Origin of the sequence: Corynebacterium comes (assembly GCF_009734405.1) — a bacterium.
In the GTDB taxonomy this organism is placed as follows: domain Bacteria; phylum Actinomycetota; class Actinomycetes; order Mycobacteriales; family Mycobacteriaceae; genus Corynebacterium; species Corynebacterium comes.
This window is the reverse complement of the sequence record NZ_CP046453.1, coordinates 660,754-675,496: the sequence shown is the minus strand read 5'-3', so window position 1 is coordinate 675,496 and position 14,743 is coordinate 660,754. Positions and strand designations below refer to the sequence as shown.

At 68.4% G+C, this 14,743-nt stretch carries 10 protein-coding genes; 3 read left to right on the top strand and 7 right to left on the bottom strand.

The genetic code is table 11. The annotated features are described in order from the left end of the window. Positions 1 to 23: 23 nt before the first annotated feature. Positions 24 to 686 (top strand): hypothetical protein, encoded by a 663-nt coding sequence (locus tag CETAM_RS03320; protein WP_156227078.1) that lies wholly within the window; start codon positions 24 to 26, stop codon positions 684 to 686. On the opposite strand, the gene CETAM_RS03315 is transcribed toward CETAM_RS03320, so the two are convergent. Beyond that, positions 683 to 1,759 (bottom strand): YlbL family protein, encoded by a 1,077-nt coding sequence (locus CETAM_RS03315; RefSeq protein ID WP_231587560.1) that lies wholly within the window; start codon positions 1,757 to 1,759, stop codon positions 683 to 685. The two genes, CETAM_RS03320 and CETAM_RS03315, sit on opposite strands and share 4 nt — an antisense overlap. An 81-nt stretch (positions 1,760 to 1,840) precedes the next feature. Between CETAM_RS03315 and CETAM_RS03310 the strand changes: the two genes are divergently transcribed. Beyond that, on the top strand, positions 1,841 to 3,202 hold the full coding sequence (locus tag CETAM_RS03310; RefSeq protein WP_156227077.1) for a zinc-dependent metalloprotease: 1,362 nt from the start codon (positions 1,841 to 1,843) through the stop codon (positions 3,200 to 3,202). On the opposite strand, the gene CETAM_RS03305 is transcribed toward CETAM_RS03310, so the two are convergent. After that, complete coding sequence (locus CETAM_RS03305; RefSeq protein WP_156227076.1) at positions 3,199 to 3,690, bottom strand: M48 family metallopeptidase; 492 nt, start codon at positions 3,688 to 3,690, stop codon at positions 3,199 to 3,201. The two genes, CETAM_RS03310 and CETAM_RS03305, sit on opposite strands and share 4 nt — an antisense overlap. A gap of 48 nt (positions 3,691 to 3,738) precedes the next feature. Here CETAM_RS03305 and CETAM_RS03300 point away from each other — a divergent pair, with 48 nt between their 5' ends. Next, positions 3,739 to 4,611, top strand: a complete 873-nt coding sequence (locus tag CETAM_RS03300) for a hypothetical protein (RefSeq protein ID WP_156227075.1) — start codon at positions 3,739 to 3,741, stop codon at positions 4,609 to 4,611. Here CETAM_RS03300 and CETAM_RS03295 read toward each other — a convergent pair. The 5 genes from CETAM_RS03295 to CETAM_RS03275 are packed head-to-tail and all read right to left on the bottom strand — an operon-like array spanning position 4,556 to position 14,743. Next, a complete protein-coding gene (locus tag CETAM_RS03295; RefSeq protein WP_156227074.1) occupies positions 4,556 to 6,601 on the bottom strand; it encodes an ATP-dependent DNA helicase UvrD2 in 2,046 nt (681 codons plus the stop codon). The two genes, CETAM_RS03300 and CETAM_RS03295, sit on opposite strands and share 56 nt — an antisense overlap. Then, a complete protein-coding gene (locus CETAM_RS03290) occupies positions 6,598 to 7,344 on the bottom strand; it encodes an NAD(+) diphosphatase (RefSeq protein ID WP_156227073.1) in 747 nt (248 codons plus the stop codon). Before CETAM_RS03290 ends, CETAM_RS03295 begins: the two co-directional genes overlap by 4 nt. Beyond that, entirely contained in the window at positions 7,341 to 8,417 is a 1,077-nt protein-coding gene (locus CETAM_RS03285; protein ID WP_156227072.1) for a potassium channel family protein, read from the bottom strand. Before CETAM_RS03285 ends, CETAM_RS03290 begins: the two co-directional genes overlap by 4 nt. A gap of 49 nt (positions 8,418 to 8,466) precedes the next feature. Beyond that, on the bottom strand, positions 8,467 to 11,721 hold the full coding sequence (locus CETAM_RS03280) for an ATP-dependent helicase (protein ID WP_156227071.1): 3,255 nt from the start codon (positions 11,719 to 11,721) through the stop codon (positions 8,467 to 8,469). Continuing rightward, complete coding sequence (locus CETAM_RS03275; protein ID WP_156227070.1) at positions 11,714 to 14,743, bottom strand: ATP-dependent helicase; 3,030 nt, start codon at positions 14,741 to 14,743, stop codon at positions 11,714 to 11,716. Before CETAM_RS03275 ends, CETAM_RS03280 begins: the two co-directional genes overlap by 8 nt.

Genomic DNA, 14,743 nt, shown 5'->3' with positions numbered 1-14,743 from the left:
ACCTCCAAGGAGCCTGTACCCAAGTGCGACTTCCACGCCCTGCCCGCCTGACCGCCGCGTCGGCGGTGTTGCTCAGCGTCGGCCTGTCGGCGTGTTCCGCCGAGGATCAACCGGAGCCGACCGCGCCCCCGGAATCCACCCAGGCGACCTCCCCCACCGCGGCACCGACCTCCTCGGCCACGGTGACCACCGGCACCACGACGCCACGGACGTCGGCGACGAGCACGGTGACGTCGCCAAGCAGTGGGGGGCTGCCGGAGGACGTCGCCGAGGTCCGGGAGATCTTCAAATCCGTGGCGCCGATGTCGCTGTTCGAGGAGTTCGACACCTGCAATGCCAGCGGCCTCAACAATGCCTGGGAATGTTCCGGCCGGAAGGTCGGACAGTTCCAGTTCTTCGAGTCGATGTCGAAGGCCGCCTCGACGACCCAGTTGATCACCGAACTACGTAGCTCGCGGGTGGTGGAGGACACCGGCCGCAAGGTCGTGGGCTGGTCGACGCTGGGCACGACCGCAGTGATCACCGTCGTGGACAACGACAAGGGCCTGGTCATGCAGCAGATGGTCTCCTCGGACCGCGTCGATCCCGAGGAGCGGATCCACGAGCTGGGGCTGGCCGAACGTCCCGCCTCCGAAGAGCCGGAGGAGTCCGAGGAACCGACGGAGTCCGGGACCGCGGAAAACTAGGAGCAGGTCGCGACGTCGCGGCCGGCGCCGAAGTCCGCCATCGCGGTGATGGCCTCATCCAGGGTGTTCACCCTGGCGATGACCATGTCGCTGTCATCGTTGCCGCTGACCGCCTGGTCACAGTTCGCGGCCGGCGCCAGGAAGAGCTCCACGCCGTCGGCCGCGGCGGCCCGCACCTTGTGCCCGATACCGCCGATCGGCCCGACGGTCCCGTCCTCGGCGATGGTGCCGGTACCGGCGACCTTCCTGCCCGCGTTGAGCTCACCGTCGGAGAGCTTGTCGATCACCGCCAGGGAGAAGATCATGCCCGCGCTCGGACCGCCGATGTCCTGCAGATTGAAGTTCACGTCCACCCCGTCGGTGGGCTGCGACCCCATGAGGACACCCAGCATCGGGATCTTCTCGTCCTGGGGGTTGGCGCCCAGCTCGATGACCTCGCTCACCCGCTCGCCGCCCCGCCGCAGCTCGAGGGTGATCTGATCGCCCGGCTGCTTGGCGCGCACGAGCTCCTGAACCTGCCCGGGCTTGTCGACGTCGCTCCCGTCCACGCCCACGATCACATCCTCGGGTTCGATACGCCCGGTGGCCGCGGAATCCGGCAGGACGTCGACCACCGCGATCTCCACAGGTCGGCCGAGGTGGTTCATCGCGGCCACCGTCGCCGCCGCCTCCGAGGAGGTGAAGGCCTGTCGGTTGAGCTGCTCGATCTCCTCCGGGTTGAGGTTCGGCGGGAAGACCTGCTCGACGGGCACGAGCGTGTCATCGGTGGTCAGCCACCTCCCCAACGCCTGCGCGAGCGTCATGTTGGAGCGCACCGACACGGTGGTCATCCGCAACTCGCCGGCGGTGTCGTCGACGGAGGCGCCGTCGATCTCCACGACGGGGGTGCCTTCGACCTCGCCCAGGGTGTCGAACATCGGACCAGGCCCCTCCGCCGCATAAGGCACGGTCAGGGCGATGTCAGTGCCCGGAACATGGTCCATGGACACCAGGGCGGTGAGCGCCAGTACCGGCACGGCACCCCACGCGAGGGTCCGGGTTCGGCGGCTGGCACGGGTCGACGATGCATTCACGGAGATTCAGGGTACCTGTGTTCGCTGTCAGCGTTGGCCACGTCATGGCCTGAGGCGTGGCTCGCCGGTAGATTGGGACGCATGAATACAGGCGGATTCGGCTTCAATTTCGGACCAGGCGACGATGATGACGACGACAAGTCGCGTCGCGAACAGAATCCGTTCGGCCCGTTCGGCTTCGGCGGGGCGGACGGATCCGGCGGACTGGGCGACATGCTCAACCAGTTCGGCCAGATGCTCTCCGGGATGGGTTCCTCGATGAACACCCCCGAGGGCCAGGGTCCCGTCAACTACGCACTGGCAGAACGCATTGCCGGGCAGCAGATCGGACAGGTCTCCCCCGTCAGCGCCCAGGAGACCTCAGCGGTCCAGGAGGCGGTGCGACTGGCGGAACTGTGGCTGGATGAGAGCACCGAGCTGCCCACCGCCGGTGGCCGCGTCGTGGCCTGGAACCCGGAAGACTGGCTGGCCCAGACCCTGCCCATGTGGAAGCGACTGGTCACACCGGTCGCGGAGCACATGAACGAGGCACAGCTGGCCTCCCTCCCGGAGGAGGCCCGGGAGATGGTCGGGCCGATGCTGCAGATGATGAACCAGATGTCAGGCATGAACTTCGGCATGCAGCTGGGCAACGCCCTCGGCGACCTGGCGAAGCAGGCCCTGACCGGCTCCGATTTCGGACTGCCCGTCGCCCCGACCGACATCACCGCCCTGCTTCCCTCGAACATCACGGCCGCCGGCGGTGAACTGGAGGTCCCCGCCCAGGAGCTCATGGTCTACATCGCGGCCCGCGAGTCGGCCCGCCAGCGCCTCTACCATCATGTGCCGTGGCTGGTGGAGCGTCTGGTCTCCTCCGTCGAGGAGTATGCCGCGGGCCTGGTCATCGACACCTCCCACATCGAGGAGGCGACCCGCGAACTCAACCTCGAGTCCGGCGATCCGGCCGCCATCCAGGACGCGATGCAGCGCCTGCAGGGCATGGACCTCTCCCCACGCATCAGCTCCCGCAACGCACAGGCGGTGGCGCGCCTGGAGACCCTTCTGGCCCTCGTCGAGGGCTGGGTGGAGTACGTGGTCACCACGTCGATGTCTGAGCGCATCCCTTCGACCGGTGCGATGACCGAGGCGTGGCGGCGCCGCCGTGCCACCGGTGGTTCCGCCGAGCAGGCCTTCGCCAAGATCGTGGGCATCGAACTCGCCGCCCCGAAGGTCACCGAAGCCGTGGAGTTGTGGCGTCGCGTGGATGTCGCCGTCGGTCAGAAGCGCCGCGACGGCGTCTGGGAGCACCCCGACCTCCTGCCCTCCGCTGAGCATCTGGACAACTCCGCCGACTTCATCGACGGTCTTCTCGATGACGGCGAATCGGACGAGTTCGACCGCGAGTTCGCCAAGCTCGAGGAGATGCTGCGCGAGCAGGACGATGAGAAGGACACCGGCAACTAGCCGAAGCGCTGGTACGCCTCCAGGTAACCCTTGGCCCGCTCGGCCCGGGGCGCCCGGTCGGCGTACCCCCAGAAGTCCTGCCCGTGTCCGGGGATGAAGGTGTGGACCAGCTCGTGGAGGATCACGGCGTCGAGCACGTAGTCGGGGACGTGCCGGAGCCGGTCGGTGATACGGATGTCGCCGGTCGCGACAGAGCAGGAGCCCCAACGGGTGGTCTGGTTGCTCACCCAGCGGATGGAACCGATCACGGCGCGGGCGTCGAGAAGCTCCCTGTTCAGCTGCCCTGCCCGGGCCAGAAGCTGTTCGTCGGAGGTGCGCGTCGACGTGGTCTTCCGCCGGAGCTTCGCCACGATCTCGGCGACGGCCTTCTCCTCCTCCGCCACGGTCATCCGGGCGGGAATCCGCACCACGACCTTCTCACCCACGACGCGGGCCTGCACCGTGCGGTGACGACGGGGGGAACGGATGACCTCAATCTCGGACGGCATGACACGGCATTGTATCTGTGCTGAACTGACTGCAGGGGGGATGGCATCATGTTCGAGCTCGCGGCCGGTGCGCACGTGTTCCTGCGCGGCAGGGATGCCCTGCAGTTCGGTCTGGACGCCACACGCGCCGGCATCATCGAGACCACCCACGCAGCCATGCTCATGGCCACGCTCCTGTCGGCGCGTCGGCCCCGCGGGCGGCCGGAACTGCTCGCGGGCCTGGTTGCGGCGGGTCTCAGCCCCACGGCAGCAGCCAGCCTGCTCGATGACCTGATCGCCTACCGGATCCTCGTCCCCTGCGTCGACCGCTCGGTGATTCTGCTGGGCCGCGGGCAGCTGGCGCAGTCCATCACCGATATCCTGTCCGCCAAGGGCGTCACGGTCCGCTCCCCCATCCGCGGTGAATCCGAGTTCGCGTACCTCGCCGCCACCGAGGTCGACGTGCCGATCGTGGTGGTGGATCGTCTGGCGCATTCCCGGGCGATGGCGCCGATGCTCACCCGCTTCGCGAGGACGTGGGTGAGCTGTTCGGTCATCGATCACCGCGGGGTCATCGGCCCGCTGCGTATCGACGCACACGGCCCCTGCCCCCTCTGCGCCGACCTGCACCGCACCGATTCGGACGACTTCTGGCACCGCGTGGTCACGCAGCTGCCCGGCGGGCCCGCCCGCCCTGACGCTGCGGTGCTGGCCGCCACCGCAGCTCAGGCGTCGGTGGTCGTCGCGGAACTGGTGGGGTGCCCTCCCCCGCCGGGGTACGCGCCGCCGGGCTTCGGTCCCGGCGCGATCATCTCCGTGGACCCCTGGTCAGGGGTGCACCGGGAGACCATGACGGTTCACCCGCGGTGCCCGGTGTGCTTCACCTTCAACGGAACGTCGACAGCACCGCGAGCAGCTGAGCCCCATAACGCTCGACCTTGACGGGGCCGACGCCGGTGATGTCGAGCAGCTGCGTCCGGCTCTCAGGCAGTGCCTCTGCCAGCGCCATGAGGGTGGCGTCGGAGAAGACGATGTAGGCGGGTACGCCGGCCTCACGGGCCGCTTCGGCACGCCAGGAACGCAGGGTGTCGAAAACCTCTTCGTCCGCACCCGAGGGGCAGTCCTCGTGCCTGCCGATGACCTTCTCCGCGGGCGTGAGCAGTTCCCCGCCGCAGACCCGGCAGCGCTTCGGCCGGACGCTACGGGCAGGCACCTTCTCAACCTCCAGCTCGGGCACGATCCCGTCGAGGAAACGCGAACGGGTCCGCGACCTGCGGCCGCCCTCCTGCCGGGACAGGGCCCAGGAGAGGTGGAGGTGTTCGCGGGCGCGGGTGATGCCGACATAGAAGAGGCGCCGCTCCTCCTCGATCTGGTGGTTGCCCGCCTTGATGGCGTGCGAGATCGGCAGGGTGTTCTCCACGAGTCCGACGAGGAAGACCGCGTCCCATTCCAGGCCCTTGGCCGCGTGCAGGCTGGCCAGCGTCACGCCCTCCATGGTGGGCGGATGCTTCGAATCCGCACGCTGGCGCAGGGCCTGGAGCACTCCGGTGAGATCCAGGTCCGGGGTGGCACGCATGAGCTCCTCGACCAGGTCGACCAGCGCGACCAGGGACTGCCAGCGTTCACGCGCCTGCGCACCCTCCGGTTCCGTGGGGGTCAGACCGAAGGGAGCCAGCGCCGCGCGGGTGACCGCGACCGGGTCGTCGGGCAGGTCGGTGCGCTGGGCCACCCGGACCAGTTCGCTGATGGCCTGGCGGATCTCCGGGCGGGTGAAGAATCCCGCCCCACCGCGGACCTGGTAGATGATCCCCGCGTCGGCGAGCGCCTGTTCAAACGCCTGCGACTGCGCGTTGATGCGGTAGAGGACAGCGATCTCACTGGCGGGCACCCCACGGTTCAGCAGGGTGAGGATCTGCCCGGCGACCTCCCGTGCCTCCGTCGGTTCGTCATCGTAGGCGTTGAAGGTGGGCTGCGGCCCGGCCGGCCGCATGCCCTGCAGCTCCAGGCGGGTGCCGGCGACACGCCCGGTGGCCTGGCCGATGACGGTGTTGGCCAGGTCGGTGACCTGCGGGGTGGAGCGGTAGTCACGCTGCAGCTTCACCATGGTTGCGTTGTCGTAGGTCCGCGGGAAGTCGAGCAGGAAGTTCGGGGTCGCGCCGGTGAAGGAGTAGATGGTCTGGTTGGCGTCGCCGACGACCGTCAGGTCATCGCGGTCGCCCAGCCAGGCATCCAGTACCCGCTGCTGGAGCGGGGTGACGTCCTGGTACTCGTCGACGACGAAAGTACGGTACTGCTCGCGGAACTCGTCTGCGACGCCGGGGGCGTTCTCCAGGGCTGCGGCGACGTGGAGAAGCAGGTCATCGAAGTCGAGGAGCATGCCCTCCTCGGTGGTCTTGGCGGCCTCGTAGCGGCGGTACACTTCGGCGACCTTCTCGGCCGGCACCGGCGGGGTCCGGTCGGAGTTCTCGATGCGCGCCGGGTACTGGTCCGGGGTGATCAGGGTCGCCTTCGCCCATTCGATCTCACCGAGGAGGTCACGGACGTTCTCGGTGGTGGATTCCACGCCCACACTGCGTGCCGCCCGACCGACGAGCGGGAACTTGTTGTCCACCAGCCGCCACGGCAGGGAGCCCGCGACCTGCGGCCAGAAATACGACAGCTGTCGACGTGCCGCGGCGTGGAACGTCCGCGCCTGCACCCCGCCGACGCCCATCAGCCCCAGACGGTGACGCATCTCCCCGGCCGCGCGTGAGGTGAAGGTCACGGCGAGCACCCGGTTGGGACTGACGAAACCCTGGTCGATGAGGTGGGCGATCCGGTAGGTGATGGTGCGGGTCTTTCCCGTGCCGGCACCGGCCAGGATGCACACCGGGCCGCGGGGTGCGGTGGCTGCGACACGCTGGTCGTCATCAAGCTCATTCAGGTCGATCACCGGGCGTTCCTCCATTCCGTGATCATCGCATGCGCGATCGAGCCGGGGCGGGCCAGGGGTAGATCCCCCAGTTCAGCGCGGGAAACCCAGCGGATCTCCACGAGTTCCCCGTCGGTCTCCCCGACCGGATGCTCGTCCTCGGTCACGGCCGTGAACCCCACCATGAGGGCACCTGAGACGGCCCAGGGTTGGCTGCCCCAGTAGGTCACCCCGGAGATCCGGCGGGCGGTCTCCTCCCGGACCTCCCGGATGAAGGCCTCCTCGAGGTTCTCCCCCGGGTCGACGTAGCCGGCGATGAGCGAGAAATACCCGCCCCGCCTCGCGTTGCGGGCCAGCAGAATACGTTCCTCGCCGAGCAGTTCCACCAGGCCGATCACCGCCGGATCCACCCGCGGGAAGATGCGTCGGCCCTGCCCGCCCACGGCCACGACCCCGTCAGCCGTGAACGTCACCGGGGTGCCGTCGACGGGGTCGAAACTGACCATCCCGCGGTTGCGCAGCAGCGCCACCGCACGGGAGACCAGCCGGTCGCGGCCGAAGACGCGGGCGTCGACCAGTCGGCCGTCGACGGCCTCGGCGAGCGAGGCGACCGCCTCCCGGTCGACGCCCACGGCAGTGAGGTCCGCGGTGACGGTGACGGTGTGGACCGGGTCGGGATGAGGGGGCGTAGGGAAGAAGAGCGGCGCACCCGACGCGGAGACGGGAACCTCGCCGGCCGGGCCGATGGGCAGGAAACGCGTCACGGACGCTTCACGTCCTCCCCGGTGACACGGCGAATGTACAGCAGACGGTCACCGGGTTCGACGGTCTCTGCCTCGGGGCTGTCGATGCGGTAGAGCTCGCCGGAGCGGACCAGGCCGAGCGTGATGTCGGCGAGGTGACGGGGGTTGGCGCCCACCTCATCCTCGGAGATCGCGCGTTCGGCGACGGAGAAGCCTTCGTCGGGGCTGAGCAGGTCCTCCATCATCTCCACGACGGTGGGGGTGACGGTCGCCAGGCCCAGCAGCCGGCCCGCAGTCTCCGAGGAGATGACCACCGAATCGGCGCCGGACTGCTCCAGCAGGTGCTGGTTCTCGGATTCGCGGACGCTGGCGACGATCATCGCCGAGGGGGCGAGTTCGCGCACCGACAGGGTGACCAGCACCGCAGTGTCGTCCGAGCTCGGTGCGACCACCACCGCACGGGCGCGGGTGACGCCGGCGATCTTGAGCACAGCCGCCTTCGTGCCGGAGCCGGAGACGGTGACCAGGCCCTGATTCTCGGCGCGGGTGAGTACGGACTTGTCGGTGTCGACCACGACGATCTGGGTGGGCGACACGCCGTCGGCCAGCAGCGCCGAGACGGCGGAACGGCCCTTGGTGCCGTAGCCGATGACGATGGTGTGGTTGCGCACGGTCTTCCTCCAACGCTGGATCTGCAGGGTCTTACGTGAGTTCTCCGTGAGCACCGACAGCGTCGTGCCGACCAGGAGGATAACGAAGGCGATACGGATAGGCGTGATGATCACGATGTTGATCAGTCTCGCCGACTGCGTCACCGGGGTGATGTCGCCGTAGCCGGTCGTGGACAGGGACACCGCCGAGTAGTAGAAGGCGTCGATGAATGTCAGATGCTCGGTGTAGCCGTCCTTGTCCAGGTAGACGATGAACGCCACGGCGAAGAGCAGGAAGAACGCGTAGAGCACCCGCCGCCCGATGAGGGACCACGGGCTCGCCGCGATCGCCCCCGGGATGTTGATGATCCCGAGCAGCGCATGATCCGGCAGCTGACTCAGCTCAGTGTCCCCCCGGAACCGTTCCCGGATGCGGTTACGCATGCCTGGCTCCTTCCTGCTCGCCTGTTCCTGACCAAACTCTACTGCGTCCCTACTGCTTTTCGACGACCGCGTGCTCCAGCAATCCGACCAGTTCATCATGGCCGGGCAGGTCACGTGGCTCGAGGGTCTCGTTCCAGCCGACATAATGGAACGCGGCGCGCACCGGAGCATCCCCGTTGATGCGCCGCCACGCCTCGCGATACACCGCCAGCTGGATGATCGCCGCCCGCCGCTCCGGGCCGCCCGGCGGTCGGCCGGTCTTCCAGTCGACGATGAACCAGCCCTCCGGATTCTCCGGGTCACGGAACACCGCGTCCATCCGGCCACGCACCACGACGTCGCCGATCGAGACCTCGAAGGGCTGCTCCACGAACTCCGGTGTGCGTTCCGCCCACGGGCTGCTGAGGAAGACGTCCTTGAGGTGCGCCAGATCGCCGGCGTCGACGTCCTCCTCGTCGATACCGGGCAGCTGATCCTCGTCCAGCAGGGCGGTCGCCCCGAAACGGTCCTCCAGCCACTGGTGGAACGCGGTGCCCCGCTTGGCGAACTGGTTCGGTTTGAAAGGCACCGGCCGACGCTGACGGCGCGCGAACTGCACCGGATCCTGCCGCAACGCCACCAGGTCAGTCGCCGTGAGCTCGCCCGGCAGCTCCACCTCGACGACCGGCGCCAGCATCGCCTCGTGCTCCGCTATCAGCGCGTTGGTCTCCGCCTCCCAGAACTCGAAGGTCTCACCCGCCACCGCCGCGGGCAGCTCGGCCATCGCCGCACGCACCAGATCCGCGCCGGACTGTGCCTGCGGGTCGGGGTGCAGGGAGGGGAAGATCCCGGTCTCGGGTTCCCGCTCCCGCCCTTCGACGTCCGTCTGATCCACCTCCCACGCCACCACGCTTTCCGGGGCCAGCTCCTTCAGGGTTTCGTGGTGCTCATAAGGGCCGGGATACTGGCCGGACGGCGAGGCGGTGACGGTGAGGATCCGCTCCGAGCGGGTGACCGCCACATAGAACAGCCGGGCGTTCTCCTCCGCGAGTTCCTGCTTCTTCTCATCTTTGTACGCGGTGTAGGCCTTGGCGAAGTCCCGCCGATTCTCGGCATCGAGGGTGTCCACCTCCGCGTCCGGGATCCGCTCCGACCTGGTGAGGAAGGTCTCGGTGTTGCCCTTGTAGGTGGCCTTGTCCGCGTGCAGGACGCACACCATGTCCCACTCGAGGCCCTTGGCCTTGTGCACGGTGAGGATCTGCACGCGTTCGTCCTTGACGGTCGCTTCACCCGGAGAGAGGCCGTCCTCATGCTCGCGGGCCAGGTCGAAGTAGTCGAGCAGGCCGCGCAGGCTGTCGCCCGGATAGGAGGCGACGCTGTCGAGGAAGGTGTCCAGGTTCACCGCCCCGGTGGACCCGGGTCGGGAGAGCACCTCGGTACGGATGCCGAAGACATCGACGATGTCATTGAACAGATCCGGCAGCGACTTACTCAGGCTGTTCATGCGGAGGTGCCGCAGGCGCGACGAGAGGGACTCCAGACGGCGCACGCCCTCGGGGGAATAGCGGGAGCGTTCCCCGAGATCCGCCACCGCATCGGTGAGCCCCGCGACCTGCTCGGGCGGGTCCGCCACCAGTGCCGCCAGCTGGGCCCGCAGCCGGTCCTCGGGTTCCAGGGTCTCGTCGACGATCATCCTCGTCCTGTCCCCGCCGGTGAGGTTGCGGGCGCGGTCGCGGAGGGCGACGAGGTCGGCGAGGCCCAGCCCCACGGAGGGGCCGGCGAGGATGCGCAGGGCGGCCGGGGCGTTCTGCGGGCGGATGAGCATGGTGGCGATGGCCACCAGATCAGCGATCTCCGGCAGGGTGAGCAGCCCCCCGATTCCGAAGATTTCGTAGGGGATGCCACGGGTCTCGAGGGCGTGGGCGATGTCTGCGGTGTGCTTGTTCTTTCGTACGAGCACCGCACCAGTGAAGGTGGCTTTCTTCAGCGCTTTTTTCCGCGCCTCGGGATCCCTCACCGCCGAAGCGTCCTCCTTCGCCTGCTGCTTGGCGAGGAACTCCTCCGCCAGCCGATCGGCGACGAAGTCAATTTCGTCCTCCTTCGTTGCGAAGTAGCCGAGGGCGACGTCACCCACAGGTGCATCCGGACGCGGGACCAGAGATTCCACCTCCCGGCCGGTTCCGGTCCCCAGCAGCTTGTCTGAGACCGCGTTGGCCAGGCTGAGCACCTCCGGCGGGTTACGCCAGGACGTGGTCAGCTGCTTCTTCGGCGCAGCGGACGCTCCCGCAGGGAAGTCGTTGACGAACTCCCGGAGGTTCTCCGCCGTCGCTCCACGCCAGCCGTAGATCGCCTGCATCGGGTCGCCGACGGCCGTGACGGTCAGGTCCTCGTGGCCCCCACCGAAAAGGCTGGACAGCAGGACGCGCTGCGAATGGGAGGTGTCCTGGTATTCGTCGAGCATGATGACCTTGAAACGCCTCCGTTGCGACGCCCCCACCGACTCGTGGGTGGACGCCAGACGGGCAGCCACGGACATCTGCTCGTTGAAGGTGGTCACACCGAGCCGGGAGAGTTCCGCGCGGAGTTCATGGACCAGGGGGAAGTAGTCGATGCGCTCCTTCTGCGCCTTCAACCACTTCTGCTGGTCCTTGGTGAAGTAATCGGGTGGGTTCTTCTTGCCGTAGGGCGGCAGGGACTCCAGCTCGTTGATGAACGCGAGGGACTCCTCGATGACCGTCTGTTCGTCCGCGACCGCATTGCCCATTTCGGTGATGAGGCTGAGCAGTCTTTCCGTCACCGTGGCGACCTGCCCCGTAGCCGAATGGTGTCCCCGGTAGTCGGACACCACCCGGTGGGCGATGCCGTGGAGTTCCGCCGCCGTGATCATCCGACCGGTCGGTTCGACCGGTACGAGAAGGCCGTACTCGCGCACGAGTTGCGCCGCGTAGGCATCGTAGGTGGACACCGTGGGGGCGAGGTGGAGCAGATCATGGAGGAGTTCCCCGGTGGGATCCAGATCTCTGACTTTCGGGGTGCCTGCCAGCACCTGCAGACGACGTCGGATACGGGTACCCAACTCCTGCGCAGCCTTCCGGGTGAAGGTGAGACCGAGGATCTGGTCCGGGGTGACGTAGCGGTTGGCCACCATCCACACCACGCGGGCGGCCATCGTCTCGGTTTTGCCTGCACCAGCACCGGCCACCACCAGGAGAGGGCCCGGTGCTGCGCCGATGATCTCCGACTGCTGCGGGGTCGGCCGGTGATCCTGCCCGAGCCATGCAGAGAGAAGTTCCGGGGATACCTTCGGGGCGGGGATGTCAGGCATCAGTGGTCAGCTTTCCTTCGTTCTGGACCGGGCACAGTGCACGGATGGGGCAGTTGTCGCAGGTGTCATTCGCACGGGCGGTGAGAGTCGGACCGGTGAGCTCCGCCAGGAGCGGGGGGAGCTTCCCGGCGAACTCCGCAAGCTCCTCGGGGGACTTGGCGTCCTGCTCATACACGGGGTCGGCCCGGTCCACCGCAGGGTGGACCAGCTGGGCACCGGCGACCTCCATCGGGGTGACACCGGAGGGTGCATCCGCCACCGCCCCGTCGATGAGCACTCCCCGGCTCAACGCCAGCTGGTAGGCGGTGAGCTGGGCGTGCTCCCTGAGTTTCTTGGCTGTGGGTCCCGTAGACCCCGTCTTCAGGTCCACCACGAGGTGGCCGTCCGTGGTTTCGGCGAGAATATCCATCCGGCCGACAATTCGGACGTCATCGGTGACGGTGACGTCGAGCGGCACCTCGACCCCCACCACCATGGACCTCGACTTTCCGAACCATTCACGGGTCCGGTCCAACAGGTGCCCGAAATCTTCCCGGGCGGCGTCGATCCGCCACACCGGGTCATCCTGGATCTCGGCGAAAGCAGTCCTGGTGAGTTCCTCCGCACTGTCGGGGTCCACTCCCCTGCCGAGCGCCTCAAGGAAGTAGTGGGCGAGGTTGCCACGGGTGAGTGCCACGGGGGATTCCTCCTCGTCCCAGAGCTTGCCCAGGACCTCACGCAACGGGCACCTGAGCAGCCCCTCGATGCGGGAGGGCGACAGGGCGGCGACCGTCGGCAGGGGCTCCATGGTGGAGGGACTCGTGGTGGTCCACCACTCCTCCGGGTTCGCCCCCGGGACCCCCGCGTCGACCAGTCTGGCGAGCTGGCGGGCGGCCTGGCTGCGTTCGTCGGCACGGGCGTCCGGATCGGAGACCACCCGCCGCAGCTCCGCGAGCAGCGCCGGGACGGAGAGGAGACGGACACGCAGCTGTTCGTATTCGGCGGAGTCGTCGGCCGGGTCCGCGGAGAAACGCTGCGGCGTCAGGTCGTGGGCGTCGGCGAACTCGTCGACGAATCGGGAGGGTTCGGTGGGCACGTCCGCGTCCGGGCAGTACACGGCGGTGACCAGCAGGGTTCCGGTGGCGCGGGTGGTGGCGACGTGGAAGAGGCGGCGTTCCTCCTTCAGCCGGTCGGCGGTGTGGGAGACGATGGCGTCGGGGTCGACGCCGGAGTCGAGCAGCTCGACGAACTCCTCCTGGTCGAAGAGCGAGCCCGTCTCACCCAGCGACGGCCAGTCACCCTCCTGCGCGCCGGTGACGATGACGTGCCCCCACTGCGCACCGACGGCGCCGTGCGCGGTGAGGATGGTGACGGCCTCCGGGGTGGCGGTGCGTCGGTCCCGGACTCCGGTGGGCAGCTCCTGCTCGGTGATGTGGGTGATGAAGCCGCGGATGGAGCCGGTGGTGCGGCGTTCGGCGTAGTCGCCGGCGGCGTCGAAAAGCGACATCACGGCGTCGAGGTCCCGGTCAGCCTGGGAGCCGCTGGCCCCACCGCGCAGGGAGGCTGCGAGAAGATGGTCGGACAGGCCGGTGGCGGACCACACGGCCCACAGGATCTCCTCCACGCTGCCGGTCTTCATCGCCTCCCGGCCGGCCCCGAGGACGGCGCAGATGCGGGCGAGGATGGCTTTTTCACGTTCGGTGAGCAGGCCACCGAAGTCGGGCATCGTGGCACCCGGGAGCAGCAGCTCACGCAGGGTGTCGATGCCGCGTGTGCTCGGGTCGAAACGCCGCAGGCCGCGGATGAGGCGGCGCAACGTCACCGCATCGGCGCCGCCGACCGGACCGAGCAGCAGATCCTCGAGTTCGGAGGCGGTCAGCTCTGCGGTGAGTGCGCGGATGCCCAGCAGGATGTTCGACACGATGCGTTGTTCGGCGAGCACGACGTCCGTGGGACTGATGTGCACAGGGACACCGGCGGCCAGCAGCGCGCGGCGGACGGGTGCGACCTGGCCGGTGGAGCGCACCACGACGGCCATGTCGGACCAGGAGACGTCCTCCAGCAGGTGCGCGCGGCGCAGGCGGTCGGCGATGAGCGCGTTCTGCGTGGGGAAGGAATCCACGATGACCACCTCCCGCCCCGGGTTCCGGAAGCTCCCGGCCAGCGCGATCTCGTGGTCGACGGGCAGCCCGGTGAGGAACTTCGGCGAGGCGCCCCGGAACCGGAAGATCGACTGTTCCGGGTCACCGCCGACCACCACGAGCTCCGTGCCGGGGATGAGCCGGCGGATGAGCTCGGCGGAGGTCGGGTCGAGGTGCTGTGCGTCATCGACGATGAGCGTGTGCCAGCGGGAGGCTAGTGGCTTCTCCAGGGCCGCGGCAACCAGCTCGGAGGCCGAGTAGCTGGTGTAGCTGGAGGCGGCCGACAGCGCCATGGTCTGTTCGTATTCACGCAGGAAGCCTCCGGCTGCCGTCCAGATCGGACGGTTGCAGCTCTGACCGATGTCCTCCAGGCCCTCCGGGGACAGTCCACGTTCGGCGGCGCGGAGGAGAAAGTCACGCAACTGTCGGGCGAAACCCACGAAGGTCAGCGCCGGGCGGTGCTCGCTCGGCCAGGTGCCACGGCCCTCCTCGGCGTGGCCGGTGAGCAGCTCGCGGATGACCGCGTCCTGCTCGGCGCCGGTGATCAGGCGTACCGGCTCATCGGAGGCGTCGCGGAGAAGGGCGAAGGCCAGGGAGTGGACGGATCGCACGAGCGGGGCTTCGGAGGCGAAGTCGGTGCCGGCGAGTCGGTCCGTGAGTTCCCGGCGGATGATCGCGCCGGTCTCCTTGGATGAGGCCACGACGAGTATCCCGGTGGGATCCTCGCCGGCGTTGATGCGTGCCAGGACGGTGTCGATGAGCAGGCTGGTCACGCCTGACCCGGCCGGACCGGTCACCCGCCAGGTCCCTGATGCGGGGAGGTCCATGTTCCAGGTGCGCTCGGGCAGGTCCTTGACCCGGGTGGTGAGCCTTACGACGGGAATCGGGGGCAGAGAGGTCAT